Annotated in this window: 24 protein-coding genes; 13 read left to right on the top strand and 11 right to left on the bottom strand. The window is 64.6% G+C overall.

Annotation, left to right across the window (positions count from 1 at the left end):
- Positions 1 to 106 precede the first annotated feature (106 nt).
- From fumC to RBA41_RS30185, 3 genes are all read left to right on the top strand, one after another.
- Positions 107 to 1,498 (top strand): class II fumarate hydratase, encoded by a 1,392-nt coding sequence (fumC, locus tag RBA41_RS30195; protein WP_306628059.1) that lies wholly within the window; start codon positions 107 to 109, stop codon positions 1,496 to 1,498.
- A gap of 99 nt (positions 1,499 to 1,597) precedes the next feature.
- The gene (locus RBA41_RS30190; RefSeq protein ID WP_166874095.1) at positions 1,598 to 1,831 is read left to right on the top strand and encodes an RNA-binding S4 domain-containing protein; all 234 of its coding nucleotides are present in this window, start codon (positions 1,598 to 1,600) and stop codon (positions 1,829 to 1,831) included.
- Positions 1,832 to 1,990: 159 nt separating this feature from the next.
- The gene (locus RBA41_RS30185; protein WP_099882157.1) at positions 1,991 to 2,275 is read left to right on the top strand and encodes a DUF883 family protein; all 285 of its coding nucleotides are present in this window, start codon (positions 1,991 to 1,993) and stop codon (positions 2,273 to 2,275) included.
- A 63-nt stretch (positions 2,276 to 2,338) separates the two neighbouring features.
- Here RBA41_RS30185 and RBA41_RS30180 read toward each other — a convergent pair whose 3' ends face one another.
- From RBA41_RS30180 to RBA41_RS30130, 11 genes are all read right to left on the bottom strand, one after another.
- Positions 2,339 to 3,283, bottom strand: a complete 945-nt coding sequence (locus RBA41_RS30180; RefSeq protein WP_306628058.1) for an NTF2 fold immunity protein — start codon at positions 3,281 to 3,283, stop codon at positions 2,339 to 2,341.
- A gap of 7 nt (positions 3,284 to 3,290) precedes the next feature.
- The gene (locus tag RBA41_RS30175; RefSeq protein WP_306628057.1) at positions 3,291 to 3,812 is read right to left on the bottom strand and encodes a hypothetical protein; all 522 of its coding nucleotides are present in this window, start codon (positions 3,810 to 3,812) and stop codon (positions 3,291 to 3,293) included.
- Between the two features lie 127 nt (positions 3,813 to 3,939).
- A complete protein-coding gene (bufB, locus tag RBA41_RS30170) occupies positions 3,940 to 5,604 on the bottom strand; it encodes an MNIO family bufferin maturase (RefSeq protein ID WP_306628056.1) in 1,665 nt (554 codons plus the stop codon).
- Between the two features lie 43 nt (positions 5,605 to 5,647).
- Positions 5,648 to 5,926, bottom strand: coding sequence for a BufA1 family periplasmic bufferin-type metallophore (locus RBA41_RS30165; RefSeq protein ID WP_099874775.1), 279 nt, complete (start codon positions 5,924 to 5,926; stop codon positions 5,648 to 5,650).
- A gap of 259 nt (positions 5,927 to 6,185) precedes the next feature.
- On the bottom strand, positions 6,186 to 6,377 hold the full coding sequence (locus RBA41_RS30160) for a YjfB family protein (RefSeq protein ID WP_306628055.1): 192 nt from the start codon (positions 6,375 to 6,377) through the stop codon (positions 6,186 to 6,188).
- 58 nt (positions 6,378 to 6,435) lie between these two features.
- Positions 6,436 to 6,951, bottom strand: coding sequence for a molybdopterin-guanine dinucleotide biosynthesis protein B (gene mobB, locus RBA41_RS30155; protein ID WP_306628054.1), 516 nt, complete (start codon positions 6,949 to 6,951; stop codon positions 6,436 to 6,438).
- A gap of 62 nt (positions 6,952 to 7,013) precedes the next feature.
- Positions 7,014 to 7,730 (bottom strand): general secretion pathway protein GspB, encoded by a 717-nt coding sequence (locus RBA41_RS30150; protein ID WP_306628053.1) that lies wholly within the window; start codon positions 7,728 to 7,730, stop codon positions 7,014 to 7,016.
- 1 nt (position 7,731) lies between these two features.
- On the bottom strand, positions 7,732 to 9,363 hold the full coding sequence (locus RBA41_RS30145) for an ExeA family protein (protein WP_306628052.1): 1,632 nt from the start codon (positions 9,361 to 9,363) through the stop codon (positions 7,732 to 7,734).
- A gap of 18 nt (positions 9,364 to 9,381) precedes the next feature.
- Positions 9,382 to 9,903 carry a hypothetical protein gene (locus RBA41_RS30140; RefSeq protein ID WP_306628051.1) on the bottom strand — a complete coding sequence of 174 codons (522 nt, stop codon included), beginning with the start codon at positions 9,901 to 9,903 and terminating at the stop codon, positions 9,382 to 9,384.
- A gap of 155 nt (positions 9,904 to 10,058) precedes the next feature.
- Positions 10,059 to 10,244: a hypothetical protein gene (locus RBA41_RS30135; RefSeq protein ID WP_306628050.1), complete on the bottom strand. Its 186-nt coding sequence runs from the start codon at positions 10,242 to 10,244 to the stop codon at positions 10,059 to 10,061.
- A gap of 313 nt (positions 10,245 to 10,557) precedes the next feature.
- Positions 10,558 to 11,475 (bottom strand): LysR family transcriptional regulator, encoded by a 918-nt coding sequence (locus RBA41_RS30130; RefSeq protein WP_306628049.1) that lies wholly within the window; start codon positions 11,473 to 11,475, stop codon positions 10,558 to 10,560.
- 172 nt (positions 11,476 to 11,647) lie between these two features.
- On the opposite strand from RBA41_RS30130, the gene RBA41_RS30125 reads away from it, so the two are divergent.
- From RBA41_RS30125 to RBA41_RS30080, 10 genes are all read left to right on the top strand, one after another.
- The gene (locus tag RBA41_RS30125) at positions 11,648 to 11,896 is read left to right on the top strand and encodes a hypothetical protein (RefSeq protein ID WP_306628048.1); all 249 of its coding nucleotides are present in this window, start codon (positions 11,648 to 11,650) and stop codon (positions 11,894 to 11,896) included.
- A 147-nt stretch (positions 11,897 to 12,043) separates the two neighbouring features.
- Positions 12,044 to 12,283, top strand: coding sequence for a hypothetical protein (locus RBA41_RS30120; RefSeq protein ID WP_306628047.1), 240 nt, complete (start codon positions 12,044 to 12,046; stop codon positions 12,281 to 12,283).
- 262 nt (positions 12,284 to 12,545) lie between these two features.
- Positions 12,546 to 13,448: a head GIN domain-containing protein gene (locus RBA41_RS30115; protein WP_306628046.1), complete on the top strand. Its 903-nt coding sequence runs from the start codon at positions 12,546 to 12,548 to the stop codon at positions 13,446 to 13,448.
- Between the two features lie 292 nt (positions 13,449 to 13,740).
- Complete coding sequence (locus tag RBA41_RS30110; RefSeq protein ID WP_306628045.1) at positions 13,741 to 14,613, top strand: glucosamine kinase nucleotide-binding domain-containing protein; 873 nt, start codon at positions 13,741 to 13,743, stop codon at positions 14,611 to 14,613.
- Between the two features lie 2 nt (positions 14,614 to 14,615).
- The gene (locus RBA41_RS30105) at positions 14,616 to 15,350 is read left to right on the top strand and encodes a GntR family transcriptional regulator (RefSeq protein ID WP_054266873.1); all 735 of its coding nucleotides are present in this window, start codon (positions 14,616 to 14,618) and stop codon (positions 15,348 to 15,350) included.
- On the top strand, positions 15,347 to 16,459 hold the full coding sequence (nagA, locus tag RBA41_RS30100) for an N-acetylglucosamine-6-phosphate deacetylase (RefSeq protein ID WP_306628043.1): 1,113 nt from the start codon (positions 15,347 to 15,349) through the stop codon (positions 16,457 to 16,459). The genes RBA41_RS30105 and nagA overlap by 4 nt, the downstream gene beginning before the upstream one ends.
- On the top strand, positions 16,452 to 17,462 hold the full coding sequence (locus RBA41_RS30095; RefSeq protein WP_306628068.1) for an SIS domain-containing protein: 1,011 nt from the start codon (positions 16,452 to 16,454) through the stop codon (positions 17,460 to 17,462). The genes nagA and RBA41_RS30095 overlap by 8 nt, the downstream gene beginning before the upstream one ends.
- Before the next feature lie 16 nt (positions 17,463 to 17,478).
- A complete protein-coding gene (locus RBA41_RS30090) occupies positions 17,479 to 18,735 on the top strand; it encodes an ABC transporter substrate-binding protein (RefSeq protein ID WP_306628042.1) in 1,257 nt (418 codons plus the stop codon).
- Positions 18,735 to 19,601, top strand: coding sequence for a carbohydrate ABC transporter permease (locus tag RBA41_RS30085; protein WP_306628041.1), 867 nt, complete (start codon positions 18,735 to 18,737; stop codon positions 19,599 to 19,601). Before RBA41_RS30090 ends, RBA41_RS30085 begins: the two co-directional genes overlap by 1 nt.
- Complete coding sequence (locus RBA41_RS30080) at positions 19,601 to 20,419, top strand: carbohydrate ABC transporter permease (RefSeq protein WP_306628040.1); 819 nt, start codon at positions 19,601 to 19,603, stop codon at positions 20,417 to 20,419. The genes RBA41_RS30085 and RBA41_RS30080 overlap by 1 nt, the downstream gene beginning before the upstream one ends.
- Positions 20,420 to 20,432 lie beyond the last annotated feature (13 nt).

The raw sequence follows: 20,432 nt of genomic DNA, 5'->3' as shown, positions 1-20,432 counted from the left end.
TGCTCAGCTAATGACGGCGGACCCAGTGAAATCTGTAGCCCTGCCGTAATTAACGTACGCTGCGATAAACTCTTTAACCCCCAGTCCCAAATAAACAGGTAGCTAAATGGAAACAAGAATCGAAAAGGACAGTTTTGGCCCGATCGCGGTACCGGCAGAGCGCTTGTGGGGCGCGCAGACGCAGCGCTCGCTGGAACACTTCGCCATCTCGACCGAGCGCATGGCGCCCGAGCTGGTGGCCGCGCTGGCCCAGGTCAAGCGCGCCGCCGCCGCCGTCAACCGCTCGCTCGGCCTGCTGCCTGCGGACAAGGCCGACGCCATCGTCAAGGTGGCCGACGAAGTGCTCGACGGGCGCCATCCGGACGAATTCCCGCTGGTGGTGTGGCAGACCGGTTCCGGCACGCAAAGCAATATGAACATGAACGAGGTGCTGGCCAACCGCGCATCCGAACTGGTGGGCGGCGCGCGCGGCGAAGGCCGCCTGCTGCACCCGAACGACCATGTGAACATGGGCCAGTCGTCGAACGATATCTTTCCGACCGCAATGCACGTGGCGGCGGCCCAGGCCGTGGTGCAGTCGCTCCTGCCGGCCCTGGCGCGCCTGCGCGGCACGCTGGAAATGAAGGCGCGCGACTTCGCCGACATCGTCAAGATCGGCCGCACCCACCTGCAGGATGCCACGCCGCTGACCCTGGGACAGGAATTCTCGGGCTACGTGGCCCAGCTGGAATACTCGGAACATGCGATCAAGTCCACCCTGCCCGGCCTGCTGCAACTGGCCGCCGGCGGCACGGCGGTCGGCACGGGCCTGAACGCCCACCCGGATTTCGCGGGGCGCATCGCGGCCGAAATCGGCTCGCGCACCAGCATCAGCTTTAAAACCGCGCCCAACAAGTTCGCCGCCCTGGCCGGTCACGATGCGCTGGTGGGCACCCACGGCGCCCTGAAAACCCTGGCCACGGCACTCATGAAAATCGCCAACGACGTGCGCTGGATGGCGTCCGGCCCGCGCTCGGGCCTGGGCGAAATCAGCATTCCCGAAAACGAACCGGGCAGCTCGATCATGCCGGGCAAGGTCAATCCGACCCAGTGCGAGGCGCTGACCATGCTGTGCTGCCAGGTATTCGGCAATGATGTCGCCATTACCATGGGCGGTGCCTCGGGCAACTTCGAGCTGAACGTGTTCAAGCCGATGATCGTCCATAACTTCCTGCAAAGTGCGCGCCTGCTGGCCGACGGCATGCGCTCCTTCAACGAGCACTGCGCGCACGGGATCGCGCCGAACCGCGAACGGATCGGCGAGCTGATGGAGCGCTCGCTGATGCTGGTGACGGCGCTGGCGCCGCACATCGGCTACGACCGCGCGGCCCAGATCGCCAAGAAGGCGCAGCACGAAGGCAGCACCCTGAAACAGGCGGCGCTGGCGCTCGGCTTTGTTACGGAACAACAGTTCCAGGATTGGATCGTGCCGCTCGACATGACCCGGCCCGGACTGTGATCGCGGCGCGGCGCGTCCGACCTTGCCCTTGACGTTGACGCGCCGCGCCGATGCCGCCACACTGCGGTTCTTACATTACTTTTTTAGGACGAGCGGTAAATGCAGAAAGTCACTTTTGACCTGACAGGCGAGTTCGTCGAACTGAACCAGTTACTGAAACTGAGCGGCCTGTGCGACAGCGGCGGCGCGGGCAAGAACCTGGTCGCCACGGGCGTGGTATCGGTCGACGGCAAGAAGGAATTGCGCAAGACGGCCAAGATCCGCGATGGCCAGGTGGTCGGCATCGGCGATGTGCGCATCAGCGTGCGCAGCAGCGGAACGGACGGCGCCTGATTGCGCCAGCGCAGAACAATCTCCTTGTAATCGGGCAATATTAGAAATATGCTGAGCAGAGACAAGCCGCGCCGCGGGGCTTCTTGCGGCGCGACAAACACGAAAACTCTTGCTTTGTTTATATTCTAAGACGTGATTAACCGATTCAAGGTGGCCACCATGGATAACCCTGAAGAAAACCAGCAAACCCAAGAACGACTGATCGGCGACCTGCGTCTCGTGATCGAAAATGCGGAGGAATTGCTGAAGAACACGGATCAGTACACCAGCGTGTTATACCGCAGTGCCAGGGCCAAGCTGGCGCTGGCACTGAACGCGGCCACCGAAGAACTTGCCAGGTTCGAGGATGAGCAGCTCGGGCGCATGATCGAAGCGACCCGCGCCGCCAACGTGGAAAACGCCGATCTGTCCGGCGAAGCGCGCATCATGCGCGCGTTTCATTAACCAACACAGCGGCGTCATTCCCGGGCGCCGCTGGTCCCGCCCGCCGATGCGTGTCCTGCGCGGCTACAAATACCCCGTCGTCCACCCGTCGAACAAGTGCTGCTTGTGATCGAGCAGCCAGGCCTTGCCCTTTTTCAGCAGCAGGAAGCGGCTTTGCCCACCCCAATCGTCCCTGGCATACACGCAGGCCTTGCGCGCCGACAGCCATTCCACGTCGAGCAAGGTTTGCCGCTGGTATTCGGGCGGCGTGCTGAAGCTGAGCGCATTGGGGCGCCCGAACTTGCGGTCCTTGGGCGTGCAGAACTGCGCGAAGATGGCGGCGCAGGCCGGCTGGCGCCAGTCATCCATGCCCGGCGTTTCCTTGTTATCGAGCGCGAGCTGGGTTTCCCAGGCGCTGATCGCATCCCAAAAGCCGTGCAGCACGTCCAGCATTGCCTGCTCTTCGCCGGCGGCGGGCACGAAGCCGGGCGGGGTGCGGCTGGCGAGGCGGCGTTGTTCGCGCAGGAAGGCGTCGGCCAATGCGGGCCCGAACGCGGTCTCGATGCCGGGACGCACGGTCGGGTGGGCCGCCAGCGCAAGAATGCCCTCGGGCGTGACCGCACTGCCCTGCAGCGCCACGTGCGACAGGTGCGGGATGCGGGCAATGTGCTGCACGCAGGCATCATTTACCGGGGTATGGCGCAGCGACAAGGTGCGCAATGCGGCATGTCCGGCAAATGCCGCCAGGCCCGCGCCGGTGATGCCGGTATGGTCGAGCACCAGCCAGTTCAGGGCTGGAACGCGCGCGATCTCCGACAGCCCGGCATCGGTCACCGCGCTGGCGTCGAGCCACAGGCGTTCCAGCCTGGGCAGCGCGCACAGGGCGCGCACGGCCTCGTCGCCGATATCGCAGCCGGCGAAGGTCAGGCCGCGGATCGAGGGTTTGGAGAGCAGGAAGGCAATGTCGGCGCCGCTGAACGACTGCTCCTTGAAGTCGAGGAAAGCCGGACGCGCGGGAATATCGAGCATGGCCGGCTCAGGCGCAGGCGATATTCGACGCGCGTTCCCGCTCCCATGCTTCTTGCCAGGTAATGGCGCCCGGCTGGTCGAACCAGCCGTGCAGATATTCCGCAATCTCAGCCGCTTGCGGCGCCGGCGAGCTTGCCAGGAATGCCAGGGTCTGCTCCAGTCCGGCACCGACAAAATACTCGGCGCCCATCGAACTTCCCACATCCATGTTGATGTACTTGGCCTGCCATAGTGGCAGGGTATCGCGCACATCGCCGACACGGTAGAGCAGGAAGGCGCACTGGTAGATGCCTTCGTAGTAATTCATGTCGTCCTGCACGATCTCTTCCGATATCCAGGTGCGGAACTTCACTTCCTCCGCCAGCATCTGGGTCAGCAGGATGTGGTAGGGTGCCGCCGGCTCATTGACCAGGCGCTTGTAGATCGCCCGCCGCGCTTGCGGGGATAGCAGCACGGTTCCTACCGCGGTGGTAACGGTATTGCCATTGCTCAGGTATTCGTCGATTGCTTGATCAGCGCTCATGGACATGAATAAAATCGATATAAAGGATGATTATAGCTTGAGTAAAACGCAACGCTTCCGGCGTGCGCGCTGGCACGGGAAAATTTCCTTTTTCCGCACAGCGGCAAGCGGGCCGCGCCCGGTGGCGGTTCGCTCAGCCGGGCGGTGCCAGCAGGACGCCCAGCGCGAGCCACTGCGCCAGGTGCGCCCCGATATCGAATTGCTCGTCGAGGGCGAACGCGGCGTCGAGCGCCTCACCCATCGTATAGCCGCCGGCCAGTGCGGCAAGGGCGCCGGCATGCGCCGGACTCAGCGCCACCAGTTCGGTCTTCCAGCGCGGGCGCGCCACCAGGGCTGCGCTGGGGCAATCCATGGCTGAAGGAAAGTCGACGCCGCTGTCCGGCTGATGCGCCTGCCACAGCGGCACCACCGCCCAGCGCGACGCGATCAGGCTGCAGGCGGGATGGAGGGCGTAGCGCGCGTTCTCGAAGGCCTCGGGCGTGAGGACGGCCAGCGCGTCGGCGCCGATGGGGTCGGCGTCAAGGGCGTAATGGGCGCGGTGCAAGGCCCATTCCAGGCGCGCCATGTCGGGCAGGTAAGGATAGTCGGCAATGTGGGGAAAACCATCGAGGAAGCGGGCGAAGCCGGCGCCGAAGCGGTTCAGGTCGGCGTCGAGCGAGGGGTGGGCCATGCCGTAAGAGCGCGTCAGTCCGCCGAAAAATTCCTCTCCGACCAGCTGGCGCAGCACCGGACAGGCCGCCGACAAGGTTTTGTTCCAGGTGACGGTCAGGTTGCCGCGGTACAGGCCGAAGCGGTGCGTGTTGGCCTCCCCCTTGAATTGCGCCAGCGCGGCGCCCTCCCCGGCATGGTCGAACAGGGCCGCCGCGAAGCGCTGCTGGGTTGCGGCCAGATGGTCCGATGCCAGCGGCTGGGCATGGCGGCCACGCCAGGGGTTGGCGGCGTCCAGCAGCGGGTAGGCGCTGGCGATGTGCTGCGCACGGCGCGCCTCGCCCAGCAGCACGTCGAGCGCGGGCACGTCGGTATCCCATTCGATCAGGGTCGGCAGGCGCCCGAAGCGCGCCAGCGCCGCCTGGTACAGCGCCCATACCGGCTCGGCCACGACGTCGCCATGATGGTCGATCACGGCTTGCGGCGTCACCAGATGGCCGGCCAGGTGGATTTCGCCCACGCTGCCGGGGGCGATGGCCGCGATCGCCGCCAGGGCGTCCTCGCCGTGGTTGCACTGGTTGACATAGAGATTGTTCACATCGAGCAGCAGCGCGCAGCCGGTGCGGCTGGCCAGCTCGGCCATGAATTCAGCCTCGCTCATCGCATCGTCGCAAAACCGCACGTAAGTGGAGACATTTTCCAGCAAAATGCGGCGATGCAGCCGGTCTTGCACTTGCTCCACCCGCTGGCACAGCAGGTCGAGCGCAGCCCGGCTGAGCGGCATGGGCAAGAGGTCGTTGAGCTGGCGGTCGGCGATGGCGCCCCAGCACAGGTGTTCGGAGACGAGCATGGGCTCGACCCGCTCGACCAGGGCGCACACGCGTTCCAGATGGGATGATGAAAAGCCGCGCGCCGAGCCCAGTCCAAGGCCGACGCCATGCAGGCTGATGGGATAATCGCGGCGCAGGTCCTGCAGCACATGCCAGTCCCAGCCCGCGCGGTCGAGAAAATTTTCGGTATGAACCTCAAGCCAGCCGACCGCGGGCCGCTGCTCGAGAAACTGGCGGTAATGCGGGGCGCGCAAGCCGACACCGGCGCCCGGCGAGGCGGGACCGGCTGGAAGATCGACCGGAAAGGCCCCGCCCGTCACAGCTTACTTGCCCTAACTTGCCCTAACTTGCCCTTGCCTGCCCTTACTTGCCGGTCAGCTTGCCGCCGGCTTTTTCGCAAGTGCCCTTGGCCACGTATTTCCACTCTTCCGGCGCCTTGTCGACGGTCGACTGGCCCGAGCACGAATGCGAGCCGTTGGCGCTGGCGCAATCGTTCTGGCCGGCCTTGGCGATGCCGTAGCACTTCTCTTTCTCGGCCTTGTCGACCTTGGCCATCGATCCGGGTTCGTGCGCGGCCGCGCCGGAGGATACCGCGTACATGCCGGCGAGGGCGGCTGCGATCAGGGCTTGACGTTTGTTCATCGTGAATCTCCTTGAGAATGTTGAAGTGAAACCGGAATTGCCAGCTTGGAGGCGATTGTAAAGCCGGCCGTGCGATTACCGCACGCGCTTTTCAGTTCCTTACAACTTTCCCCATGCCGCAGGCGATTTTAACGTAAAAAACCCGGCCCCTCCTTCGACAGGAGGACGCCGGGCGGCGTGCCGCGGCGCGGCGGAGCCAGGCTCCTGCCGCGCGGACAGCGAATGTCTGTTCAACCGGCAGCGCCCTGGCGGGCGCGGCTCAGGCAGTCGTATTGATCGTGTTGCCGAGGTTCGACGGCAAGCGCGGGCTTTGCGGCAGCGCGTCGATCAGCTGGGCAGCGACCTGGCCTTCCATCTGTTGCGCTTTTTTCAAGACGGCATAGCCGACTTCCTGCTTGATACCTGTCTGGGCCATGCTGGTTGCCAGTGAGGCGATTCCTGAAACATCCATGAGAGTTCTCCCGTGTTGATGGCTATCACGAATGGTAACGGCAGCCTGCGCCCATACTTTAGGCTTGCGGCGAATTAATTCTTTGCTTGAGCCAGGCCAGCACCGTGGCCGGCGCATTCAGGTCGAGCCAGGCGAGCTTATCGGGCAGATCATCCGGCCGGGGCTCATCCGACGCCACGGCGACAATATGCGGATCGTTCGGATACAGCGCCGGATGGCCCAGCGACGGCCGCTGCACTTCCAGCTTGGGAATGGCTTCCCATTTGTAGCCTTCGACCAGGGTCAGGTCGGCCGGGCCCAGCAGCGCCAGCTGGTCGGCCAGGGTCGGTTCGGGTTCGCCGCGCAGTTCGCGGATGACCGCCACGCGAAACGGCGAGGCGATCATCACCTGCGCCGCGCCGGCCAGGCGCAGGCGCGCGCTATCCTTGTGGGGCGGTTCGAGCATCACGTCGTGATGGCTGTGCTTGACGACATTGATGCGCAGGCCCTCGGCCGCCAGCTGGCTGACCAGAACTTCAAGCAAGGTCGTCTTGCCGCTGCCGGACCAGCCGATCACACCCAGTAGATTGTGCATGCGCGGCCTTTCCGCCGTAGAGTGAGTCAAGTGAGTTCGCCATTATACAAAGTACAAAGGCATCAATACGGATGGCGGTAGCGCTCGCCCTTGTATTTCATGACGGCCGCCTTGGGCAGCAATTTTTCAAGCACCAGGCCGGGCGCCACTTCGTCCCCTTCGCGGCGCAGCACCTTATCGATGAGCAACAGACGGTCGGCCGGATTCTTGGAGTAGATGTAGCCGCCGACCGCGATCGGCGGAATCTCGTGCTGCAGCGCTTCGGGCAACTCGCGCAGGGTGCGCAGCTTCTCTTCCGGCGCGGGAGGCGCTGTATCGGCCTTGGCCACGTCCGCTTTCACCGGCGCAGGCTTGACTGGTTCAGCCTTCTTGACCCGCTCGGGTTTGGCGACAGCTTCGGCCACGGCCACATTGACCGGCTCGCTCTTGCGCGGCGGCGCTTCCGCCGCATGCATGGGAACCGGTTCGGGAGCTGGTGCGGGCGCCGGAGCGGGAGCAGGCGCCGGAGCCGGAATGGCAGCCACCGGCGCGGTAACCGGCGCGGCAACCGACGCGGCAGCCTGCACCACAGGCGCCGGCGTGGCCGGCTGCCGCCATGCAACCACGGCGGCCCCGGCGGCGCCGAGCGCGAGCAGCGCCAGCCCGATCACGAGCGGCCTGGCGCCGGCGCCGTCACGTTCCGGCTCGCCTGCATGGACCGGCATGGCGTGAATGGTTGGCGCGCTGCCGAGCTGGCGTTCGGCCTGGGCTTTCTTGAGGGCTTCGAGAATATACGACATCTTATGGTTTCCCCGTTGCGCTGGCGGCCAGGAGGCGCGGCTCGGCCACGCCGGTCAGCTGGTTCAGGCGCATGTAGGTGCGCGGACCGGCCACGCCGTCCGCCTTGAGATGTTGCCGGGTCTGGAAGGTGCGCAGCAATTCCACCGTCTGGGCGCTCAGCGGCCGGTCCGCCGCGGGCGGCACCAGGCCGTTGATCTTGGCCAGGCGCGAAGCGATCCAGTCGACATCGGCGCCCTGCTCCCCGGCGCTGACCTGGTCGCGGTAGTAGCGCGGCATCGCCCACAGGGTCACGAAGCTGCCGTCGGAGCGCGTGGCGAGCGCGCCGATGTCGATCCTCTGCTCCTTGCCATCGACGCTCAGGCGCGCGTGGGTGTCGTCCATGCCGGTCAGCAGCGCATAGCTCACCTGCGCACCGTCGCGCAGGGTGAGGATGGCCGGGCGGTCCAGCAGGCGCAATTCATACAGTCCGCCCTTGCTCTGATGGCAGCGCAGGTTCAGCTTGAGCACATCGTCGCAGGTGGCGCCGGCCGGCAGGGCCACGCCCCACAGGGCCGACAGGGGCCGCAGCGCCTCCTGCTCGCTCGCATGCGCCAGCGGCGTGACGGCGGCCCGCGGCGCGCTCGCCGCCGGCACCGCCCTCGACTGCGGCGCCGCCGCCAGCACGGTGGCCGCCACCGCCGCGGGGGCGGCAGCCTGGCCCCCCGGCGCGGACGGGCGCATCTGCCAGGCGGCGGCGGCGCTGATCACGGCTGCGGCCGCCACCCCGGCCGCGATGGCCGGCCAGCGCTTTTTCGGCGCGGGCGCCTTGGCGCCACCGGAAAACACTTCGTTGCCGGCGCGGCGCAGGATAGTGCGCGTCACTTCGCGGCTGTTTTCGACGTACGCGCCCAGCAGCGCGCGGTCGCACAGCAGGTTGATGCGGCGCGGCACGCCCTGGGATAACTGGAACACCTGCGGCATCACCGAACGCGGAAATGGCCGCGACGAACCGCCGCCGGCCACCGCCAGGCGGTGCGCGATATAGCTGGCGGTTTCCGCTTCGGTGAGGGAACCGAGGTGATAGCGCGCGATCACGCGCTGGGCCAGCTGTTCCAGTTCGGGCCGGGCCAGCATCGCGCGCAGCTCGGGCTGGCCGATCAGGATGATCTGCAGCAGCTTGCGCTCGCTCGTTTCCAGGTTGGTCAGCAGGCGCAGCTGCTCGAGTACGTCGGCCGACAGGTTCTGGGCCTCGTCGATGATCAGCACATTGTTCTTGCCCTGCGCGTGGCTGGCCAGCAGGTAGCGGTTGATGGCGTCGACATAGCTCTTCACGCTCACGGCCCCGGCCGGCGCCGGCGGCAGGTCGATGCGGAACTCGTCGCAGATCGACAGCAGCAATTCTTCCACCGTCAGCTTGGGATTGAAGATGTAAGCCAGGCGGCAATCGGCCGGAATCTGCTCGATGAAGCAGCGGCACACGGTGGTCTTGCCGGCGCCGATCTCGCCGGTCAGCAGCACGAAGCCGCCGCCGCTGCCTACCCCATAGAGCAGGTGCGCCAGCGCTTCGCGGTGGCGTTCGCTCATGTACAGGTAGCGCGGGTCGGGGGCGATCGAAAACGGTGATTGCTTCAGGCTGAAGAATTGCTTATACATGGATTCCCTGGAAGTGCATCACCGCTGGCTGCCGACGGGTAGCGGCTTGTATTTGGCGCAGTAAATCTTGGACTTGGTCTTGAAGTAGACGATCTTGCTGCCGGGATTGGACGCGCGCACGGGATAGCGCGAGTTGTCCATCGACACATGACGCACACCCACGGCGTTGCGGATCGACTCTTCGAGCTTGTCGGGCGTGGTGTCGGCCACGGCGGCAACGAACACCACTTCGCTGGTATCGTCGCTGATCATGATGTCGGTCACCGGCGCGCCCCACAAGGTGCCGTCGGCCTTGAACCAGTAGGCGCCGCCCTCGTGCTTGTACGACGGGCCGAAGGCGCTCACCAGATAATCGTGGAAGTAGGCATTGTCGAGCTGGCTGCGGCACAGGATGGCGCTGCCGATGACGGGGCCGAAGGTGGACGGCGCGGCCTGGGCGGCGGGAGCGGCCAGCAACGCCAGGGCGCAGCTTCGCGCCAGCAGTGCCCGCAAGCGCTCCGCTGCCGGGGAAACCTGTTCCGAACCGATCTCCAGGCGCATCCGACCTCCCGAGGCCCGCGTGCTTACTGACGCGCGCGCTCTTCCTTCTTGACCTTCTTTTGTTCCTTTTTCTCTTTTACCGACTTGGCCGGCTCTTTTTTCGATTCTTTTTTACTGTCTTGCGCTTTACTCATTGCAATCTCCTGATAACGATTCTATAGCTTGGACAGCCAGTTGCGGTTCGCAGCGATTTTTTGCTTGGCAGCAGCGGGCAGCATCTCGTAACAGCCGGGATACTGCTTGAGCGCGTGCTCGCGAATTTCCTTCTGCAAACCGTTGATAATAAACACATATACGATGGCACCGTCGTCGTTCTGTCGCGTGCCCATATAGCGGATCATTATTCCTCCTTTTGTTCCGTGAGCGGAGCGAATAAACCTCGGTTGTTCTCACATCGTCGCATTATGACACTGCCCGGCGCGATTTCGCTACCTGGAGCAAAGTTAGCCGACGAAAAAAAGCCCGCACGGAGCGGGCTTTCGAGATGGACAGCGAGTGCCCGTAAAACATCTTGTTTTTGTAAAATTTGCCAGAAAGCATATTACAGATGCCACTCTGGAATCACTAAATTCCGACTAGAAATATAGCACAGGGAATTGACGTCAATGAACAAAATGTCAGCGAGTGTGGCAAGAAAGAAACGGCGCAAGCTTCCTATACATGCGCGAGCCAGGGATCGCTTTCCGGACGCGGAAACTGGGCCGTCATGAAATCGACGAAACTGCGCACCTTGTACGACAGCAGGCGCCGGCTCGGATAGACCAGCGAGAGCGACATCTGGCCCAGGTGGTGGCCCTTGAGCAGCTGCACCAGGCGCCCGCTGCTCAGGTCGTCTTCCAGTGTGAGCGAGGAACGCACCATGATTCCCATGCCGGCAATGGCCGCCTGGCGCAGCACCGAAATATTGTTCGACACCACGCGCGCGGTGATCGGCACGTCGACCTGCTTGTTTTCCCATGTCACGGGCCAGCTGTGGCGCAGCTGCTCGAAGGCGAAGTTGAGGCAATCGTGCGAGGAGACGTCGACCGGCGTGAGCGGCTCGCCGCGCCGCGCGATGTACTCGGGCGAGGCGCACAGCACCACGTTCGAGGTGGCCAGGCGGCGCGCGATCAGGCTCGAATCGAATTTCTGCAAGCCCATGAAAATGCCGACATCGAATCCCTCCTCGACGATATCGACCGCATGATCGGCCAGGCTGACGTCGAGCACCACCTCCGGCACGGTGGCCGCGTACAGGGGCAGCAGCCGGGCCAGCTGATACTGGCCGAAGCCGGGATGGCAGTAAATGCGCAGCGTGCCGCTGGCCTTGCGCGCCGAGGACGATGCGACCGCGTCGGCGTCATCGATATCGGCCAGGATCTGGCGCACGCGCTCCAGGTATTGCTTGCCGGTCTCGGTGAGCGAGAGTTTGCGCGTGGTGCGGTTGAGCAAGCGCGTGCCGAGATGGGCTTCGAGGTCGGCGACATTGCGCGTGACAACGGTATTCGACATATCCAGCGCCTGCGCCGCGCGGGCAAAGCTGCCCTGCTCGACCACCTTGGCGAACACGCGCATTGATTGAAGCCTGTCCATCCCGCCTCCCGATTGTGGATTATCCCCGATAGCGCAACGTTGCATTGCGATTATTCGCCTTTTTTGCGGATAGCGCAACGTATAGACTGCTTCACATGGACGAGCAAACGCAAACAGGCAACTCGTCAGCGCCGCAAGCGAGCGACGTTCACTCAATTACTGGAGAAACACCATGAAATCATTGTCTTTCGTTGCTGCTGTTGCCGTGTTTTTTGCTGGTTCCGCTGTTGCTGCCGACGCAACGGTGGCCAATGCGAGTGTGAGCGCTGCTGCAAGCAGCATCAGCGCCACCCGCCTGAACGTGCCGGAACTGTCCGCCCCATCGAGCCGCACCCGCGCCGAAGTGCGCGCCGAAGCGCTGGAAGCGGCCAAGAATGCGCGCCCGACGCTATCGAATCAGTTGGACATGTCCAAAAACTGAGCTTGATTATTGCGAATTCCGCAATTGTGCATTGCGTCAATCGACCTTTTTCGGATCAATCAGACGCAATACACTGACCTTATTCAAAGAGCGCCGCTCTTACCGCCGCAGACAATCGCGACGTTGACTTAATACTGGAGAAATATTATGAAAGCATCGACATTGTTTACCGCCGTAGCAGCCCTGGTCCTGACCGGTTCCGCCTTTGCCGCCGACGCACCTGCCGCCAGCACCGCGGTTTCCGCAGCTGCCGCATCGAGCCTGAGCGTGCCAGCCGTGACCATCAACCAGTCGCGCAGCCGCAGCGATGTGAGCGCCGAAGCCGTCGAATTCGTCAAGAACTACAAGACCGCTTTCGCCATCCAGCTGGAACAGTACAAGAACTAATACAGTACGAGCACTAAGCGCGCGGTCCGCCCCGACCGTTCGCCCGCAGTACCTGCGCAGTACCTGTCAAACCGGAAAACCTGACGCCCCCTCGGGTTTTCCGACCTCCCCGCCTCGCCCCCGCCCTGCCCCCTCCTGCCATTCCCCCATCCTGACCGTTCAAGCCGCCGATTCGACCATCTGTCGATTTTCGCTCGCGCGCCCGCGCCCCTGGCCGTATCGTTCATGTTCCGAACTCAACGCCGCCAGCGGCAGACACGCCATGACAACCTTACTCAAGCAAGCCACCTTCGCCACCCTGCTCTGCGCCGCCGCGGCCAGCCATGCCGAGACCATCTCCGACGTGCGCAAGGTCGCCCCCTTCCACGCGATCGAACTGTCCGGCCCTTATAAAGTGGTGATCACCGGCCAGGGCACGCAAGCGCTCGAACTGTCGGGCCAACGCAAGGAACTGGAGCGTATCGAAACCATCGTCAAGGGCGACACCCTGATCGTGCGCCCGCGTTCGCGCAGCGGCATCAACATCAGCTTCAACGACGACGAGCGCGCCACCATCACCATCGTGGCGCCCGGCCTGCGCAGCCTGGCCAATGCGGGCAGCGCCGACGTGTCGCTCAGCCAGGTCGAAGGCGAGCAGTTCGCAATGAACCTGAGCGGCTCGGGCGACGTGGATGTGTACCAGCTCAAAACCGGCAAGCTGAACCTGACCATGAAAGGCTCGGGCGACGTCAAACTGGCCGGTGCCGCGCGCACCTTGCAGGTCGACGCGCACGGCTCGGGCGACATCGAAGCCTGCGGCCTGGCCGTCGAACGCAGCAGCGCCGTGCTGCGCGGCTCGGGCGAAGCCTGCGTTCCGGGCGGTACCGGGCAATTCTCGGGTGAAGTCCACGGCTCAGGCGAGCTGACGGTCAAGCAGTTGCGCGCCGATAAGGCGCGCCTGGTGGTGGCCGGTTCGGGCGAGATCGACATCGAAGGCACGGTCGGCGCACTCACCGCCGACCTGAGCGGCTCGGGCAGCGTCGACGGCGAAAACCTGGTGGCGCAACAGGCCAGCGTGAGCGTGCGCGGATCGGGCAGCGCCGAAGTGCGGGTCAAGCCGAACGCCAGCGCCGCCGCGCAACTGATGCACTACGACCGCAAAGGCGCGAGCACGTCGCGCAACTAGACGCCGCCGGCACGGTTTTTCAGCGCAGTGGGCACCGATGGTGCCCACCTTGCGTTTACGTCCGCGCGCCTGCGCGGCCATACCAAATTGGCACTAATCCACAAGCGCATTAATACCATTCGATTAATTTTAAAAATCCTTATAAAACAGCGACTTGGCGCATTTTTTTACACTCCGCACCCAATGCCAATTCGCTATTTTACAATACCACTTAAATACCTGTTGACAAGGTGGTTAGGCGATCATATAGTGCCCACACCTTCCCCACTTCAGAACCCGGACAACAACACACATGATCGAATATCTCATCGGCGTCGATGGCGGTGGAACCGGTACCAGGGTGCGCCTGGCGCGCGCCGACGGCAGCCAGCTGGCACAAGGCCAGGGCGGGCCGTCCGGCCTCTCGCTCGGCATCGCGCAGGCGTGGAACTCGGTCGCCGAGGCGGTTGCCTCGGCCTTCGGTGCGGCCGGCATCGCGCCACCCGCCAATGCCGGCATCGCCATCGGCCTGGGCCTGGCCGGCGTGCACAATCCGCAGTGGGCCGAACAATTCATCGCCGCCGATCCCGGTTTCGGCGCCTTGCGCCTCGAGAACGACGGCTTCACCACGCTGATGGGCGCGCACGGCGGCAAACCGGGCACCATCGTCGCCATCGGCACCGGCAGCGTGGGCCAGGCTTTGCTGGCCGACGGCAGCCTGCGCGAAGTGGGCGGCTGGGGATTCCCGACCGGCGACGAAGCCGGCGGCGGCTGGATGGGCCTGCGCGCCATCGCCCACATCGAAAAAGTCATCGACGGCCGCGCGCCGCACAGCGCCTTCGCGCAAGCGGTGATCGACGCCTGTGGCGGCCAACGCAACGCGATCCAGGTCTGGATCGGCGGCGCCACCCAGACCGTCTTTGCCTCGCTTGCCCCGCTGGTGGTGGCCCATGCCGACAGCTGCGACACCGCGCGCGCCATCCTGGCCGACGCCGGGCGCGAAGTGGCATTGATGGCGCACGCGCTCGACCCATCCGGACAACTGCCGCTGGCCCTGTGCGGCGGCCTTGGCGCGCCGCTGCGCGCTTACCTGCCGCCAGACCTGCTGGCACGCAGCGTCGCTCCCCTGGGCGACTCCGCCAGCGGCGCGCTGCGCATGATCGAACTCCACGTGAGAGGACACTAACCATGCTTGCGCAGCTTAGCGATTTCAAGCCCGACGCCGACAGCGTCACCCCGCTGTACATGCAGCTGGCGAACAAACTATCGGCCGGCATTACCAGCGGCGACTGGCGCGCCAACGAAGCGCTGCCGTCCGAGCGCATGCTCTCGGACATGCTCGACATCTCGCGCGTCACCGCGCGCAAGGCCATCGACATGCTGTGCGACCGCGGCATGCTCACGCGCCGGCGCGGCTCCGGTACCTACATCACGCCCAAACTGGAGCAGCCGCTCTCGCGCCTGACCAGCTTTTCGGAAGAACTGAGCCAGCGCGGTTTCACCGCCGGCTCGCGCTGGCTCGAACGCGAGATCGGCGTGGCCGCCCCGCTGGAACTGCTCTCGCTGGGCCTGTCGCCGAACATGCCGGTGGCGCGCCTGCGCCGCCTGCGCACCGCCGACGACGTGGTGATGGCGATCGAAACGACCACCATTCCGGCCATCCACATGCCCGACCCGCACGGGGTGACCGATTCGCTGTACGGCTATCTCGAGGCACGCGGCGCCATTCCGATGCGCGCGCTGCAGCATATCCGCGCCGTCAACGCCAACGCGGAGCAGGCGCGCCTGGCCGGCCTGGCACCGGGTGCGGCAATGCTGCACATTACCCGTGTGAGTTACCTGGACAGCGGCGCGGCGGTGGAACTGACCCACTCGTTCTGCCGCAGTGATTACTATGAATTCGTAGCGGAGTCGCGCCGATGAGCGATGCAATCAATGGCAATATCCTGACCACCAGCGGCTGGATCAACGGCGCGATCAGCTTCGGCGAACGCGTCACCAGCATCAGCGGCGGCGCGGTCGATCCATCCGTCAACGGCGACGACTACGTCATCCCCGGCTTCATCGACCTGCACGTGCACGGCGGTGGCGGCAAGGACATCATGGAGGCCGGCGACGCGCCCCACGTGATCGCCGCCATGCATGCGAAGCACGGCACCACCTGCCTGCTGGCCACCACCATGACCGCGCCGCCGCACGAAATCACGGCCGCGCTCAAAGCCATCGGCGCCGCCTGCGCCGCGCGCCGCCAAGGCGCGGCGCGCATCCTCGGCGTGCACCTGGAAGGCCCGTACATCAACTCCGGCAAGCTGGGAGCGCAGCCGAACTACGCGCGCGCCGCCACCCTGGCCGAAGTGCAGCAGCTGGGCAGCTATGCGCCGATGCGCCTCATTACCGTGGCCCCGGAAATCGCCGGCCACCTGAACCTGGTGCGCGAACTCAGTAATGCCGGCATCCGCGTGCAGATCGGGCACACGCTCGGATCGTACGAAGACGGCGTGGCCGCACTGGAGCACGGCGCGGCCGGCTTCACGCACCTGTTCAACGCCATGAGCGGCCTGCATCACCGCGAGCCGGGCATGGTCGGCGCGGCGCTGGCGCATGCGCAGTACGCCGAACTGATTCCCGACCTGCTGCACGTGCACCCGGGCGCCATCAAGGTGGCGCTGCGCTCGATCCCGCACCTGTACTGCGTCACCGATTCCACCGCCGCCACCGGCATGCCCGACGGCGACTACAAGCTTGGCCGCCACAGCGTGCAGAAATGCATGGGCGGCGTGCGCCTGCCGGACGGCACCCTGGCCGGCAGCACCCTGACCATGGACCAGGCACTGCGCAACCTGGTGAGCCTGGGCCTGTCGCTGGAAGACGCATCGCACCGGGTGTCGACCTACGCCGCCGACTACCTCGGCGAAACCGAACGCGGACGCCTGGCACCGGGCACCTTTGCCGACATGGTGGTCCTGGACCGCGACCTGAAAATCAAAGCTGTCTATATCGAAGGAGAAAAGTGTGACCTCACTGATGCTTAAAGAAGCCATGTCCGCCGCCGACTGCGTCGCCCTGCAACTGGAAAACGACGTCGAACGCTACGCGGAACTGGGCCGCAAGCTGAGGACCACCACCTTCAACACCGCGCTGACGGTGGCGCGTGGCAGTTCCGACCACGCCGCCAATTACTGCGCCTACCTGATCATGGCGCGCATGGGCCGCATCGTCGCGTCCCTGCCGATGTCGCTGGTGACCTTGTACAAGTCGCCGCTGGTCACGCGCGACACGCTCACCATCGCCATTTCGCAATCGGGCCAGAGTCCGGACGTGGTCGAACCGATCCGCTACTTCCGCGACGGCGGCGCCACCACCATTGCGCTGGTCAACGATATCGATTCGCCCCTGGCCGCCGCCGCCGAATGGGCAATGCCGCTGCGCGCAGGCAAAGAGCAAAGCGTGGCCGCCACCAAGAGCTTCATCACGAGTCTCGTAGCCGGTGCGCGCCTTGTCGCGCAGTGGCAGAACGACCCTGAACTGACCGAAGGGCTGGCCGCCCTGCCCGAGGCATTGCGCCGCGCCACCGAGGTGGACTGGTCGCCGGCGCTGGAAGTGCTCACGCCGGCCCGCAACATCATGGTGGTCGGACGCGGCATCAGTTTTCCGATCGCGCTCGAATCGGCGCTCAAGTTCAAGGAAACCTCGGCCCTGCAGGCGGAAGCGTTCAGCGGCGCCGAAATCAAGCACGGCCCGATGGCCTTGATCGAAGACGGTTATCCGCTGCTCATTTTCGCAACGCGCGGACCGACCCAGGCCGGCCTGATTGCGCTGGCAGCCGAAATGCGCACCCGCGGCGCGCGCGTGCTGCTGGCCGCGCCCGCCGACGTGCCCGAGCGCGACCTGACCTTGCCGACCGCCGCCACCCCGGACCTCGACCCGATCGTCGCCGTGCAGGCGTTCTATGTGATGGCGGCGCACCTGTCGAAAGCGCGCGGCATGGACCCGGACCGTCCACGCCACCTCAGCAAAGTCACCAAGACCAACTGACGCGACTGCGCCATCAATGAAAACGATACTACTGACGGCATTGATGGCACTGGGGCTGGCGGCTTCGGCGGCCGCCGCCGAGACGAAAATCGAGTTCTGGACCTTCAGCATGAAGCCCAAGTTCACGCCGTTTTTCGAATCGGTGGCGCGCAATTACGAGGCCGCCAATCCGGGCGTGAAGATCGAATGGATCGATTTCCCGTGGGATGTCATCCAGACCAAGCTGGTTACGCGCATCGTGGCCGGCACGCCGCCGGCGCTGGTCAACCTGAACGTGCCCTGGGCCGACGAATACGCGCGCGACGAACTGCTCACGCCCGTCGACGCCCTGCTCGGCGCATCCAAAGCCAGCTACATCCCCAGCACCCTGGAAGACCTGCGCTTCAAGGGCAAGACCTACGGCTTCCCGATGTACAGCAACGTCGCCGTGATCGCCTATAACCAGACTATCTTCAAGGACGCGGGACTGACGCGCGGTCCGCAAAGCTTCGACGAGCAGCTTGCCTTCGCGCGCCAGATCGCAGCGCGCACCGGCAAGGCCGGCATTGCTCCGGCGCTGTCGAAAATCGACGGCCTGTTCATGTGGCAGGGCCTGGCCGTCATCAAGGATGGCAAGGCGGTGTTCAATTCGGCGCAGCACGTGGCGCTGGTGCGGAAACTCGCCGCGACCTACAAGGCCGGCGGCCTGTTGAAAGAAAGCCTGTTCGCCGAAGATAACTTCCCCGCCGTGGTCGACGCCTACAAGGGCGGGCGCCTGGGCATGCTGCTGGCGCCACCGACGGCACTCAAACGCATCCAGAACGACGCGAAAGAGATCTACGCCATCACCAGCGTGGCGCCGGCGCCGCTCGGCCCCACCGGCATTGCCGATGGCGGCTGGCTGATTCATTTCGCGATACCCAAAGGCGTGGACGCGAAGCTGCTTCCAGCGGTCGGCAAGTTCGCGCTGTACCTGACGGGCGATGCCAACCAGCTGGCCTTTGCCAAACAGGCCAGCGTGTTCCCCACCACCGTCAGGGCGGCCGCCGACCCGTATTTTCTCGCACTGCCGGCCAACGCCGGCGCGGCCGAAAAGGCCGTGGAAGCGGGCGCGCGCTCGATGGCGCATTCGCACACTTTATATGTGGCCGGTATCGACGATTACGACGAACTCCGGCGCTCGCTGGTCAAGGCCGTCGAAGCGGGCGTCACCGGCAAGCAGGACGTGCAGCAGGCGCTCGACCAGGCCGTGGCGATCTGGAACAAGAAGCTGTCCAAACAGAGGCTGCACTGATGAATACTCGGCGCCACACCCTGCAGGCATGGATGTTCCTGGCACCGGCACTGCTGCTGCTGGCCGTGTTTTCGTTCTGGCCGGTGGCCTACGGCTCCTTCCTCGCGTTCACCGATTACAGCCTGATCCGGCCAACGTCGTTCGTCGGGTTTGACAACTTCCGCTACATCTTCGATAACGAGATGTTCGTCACGGGCCTGAAAAACTCGCTGCTGTTTCTGGTGATGGTGCCGTTCGTGCAGATCGGTGCGATCGCGCTGGCGGTGCTGGTCAATAACCAGCTGCCCGGCATCCGCTGGTTCCGCGCCGCCTTCTACGTGCCGGTGGTGACCACGGTGTCGGTGGTCGGCATCATGTGGGGCTTCATGTTCCACGAACAGGGCACCCTCAATTATGTCTTCATGCAGCTGCGCCTGGCGAACGCGCCCATCGGCTGGCTGATCGACGACACCCTGGCGCTGTTCGCCGTCATGTTCGTCACCCTGTGGCGCGGCCTCGGCTGGTACATGGTGATGTACCTGGCGGCGCTGCAGGCCATCCCCGCCGACATGCAGGAAGCGGCCATGCTCGATGGCGCCAACCGCTGGCAGCAGTTCTGGAAGATCACCGTGCCGATGCTCAGGCCCACCATTGCGGTGTGCACGATCCTGTCGGTGCTGGCCGCACTGAAGGCTTATCAGGAAGTGGACGTGCTGACCCAGGGCGGGCCGATGAATTCGACCTTTACCGCCCTGTACTACGCCTACGACCAGGGCCTCAAGCACCTCAAGCTGCCGCGCGCGCTCGCCGCCAGCCTGGTGGTGTCGAGCATCTGTATCGGTATCGCGCTGGTGTGCCTGCGCTACCTCAAACCGAAGCACCGCTGATGCGCGCGCGTTCGCTGGCCACGTTCGGCCATTACCTGATCCTGTGCGTGCTGGCCGTGGTGTGCGTGTTCCCGTTCTGGTGGACGCTGGTCACGGCGATATCGACCGAAGGCAATGTGTTCGCCTTTCCGCCGACGTTCTGGCCCCGCGCGCCGTCGCTGGAAAACTTCGCGGAGGTATTCCGCGCGATTCCGATTTTCGCCTTTTTCAAGAACTCGGTGCTGATCGCCGTGTGCACCGTGCTCTGGAAGCTGGCACTGTGTTCGATGGCGGCCTATCCGCTGGCGCGCATGCACTTCCGCGGCCGCAAACTGGTGTTCGGCGTGATCCTCGCGACGCTGGTGCTGCCGTCGGAGGTGAACTTCCTGGTGAACTTCATCACCGTCACCAAGCTGTCGCTGGTCGATACCTACACCGGCGTGATTTTGCCCAACGTGGTCACGGCAGTGGCCATTTTGCTGCTCAAGCAGGCTTTTGAAGAAGTGCCGCAAGACCTGATCGATGCCGCCCGCGTCGATGGCGCCTCGGAGTGGATCATCTTCAGCAAGATCATGCTGCCGCTGATCGCGCCGTGGCTGGCCACGGTCGGCATCCTGACCGCGGTCGAAGCCTGGAACGAGTACATCTGGCCCTCGATCGTGATGAGCAAGCCCGATGAATTTCCGCTGTCGGTGGGTGTGCTGTATTTGCGCGGCACCTTCGGCAGCAGTACCCGCGTGATCGCCGCCGGCACCGTGCTGACGATCCTGCCCACGCTGGCCGCCTTCCTGTTCACGCAGCGCTTCTTCATGCGCGGCATGGACGGCGCAGTCAAGTAACGCTGTCAAGAAA

It is taken from the genome of Massilia scottii, assembly GCF_030846495.1.
GTDB classification, from domain to species: Bacteria; Pseudomonadota; Gammaproteobacteria; order Burkholderiales; family Burkholderiaceae_D; genus Telluria_A; species Telluria_A violaceinigra.
Note: the sequence above shows the minus strand (reverse complement) of the source record. Positions and strands in the feature narration are given on the sequence as shown.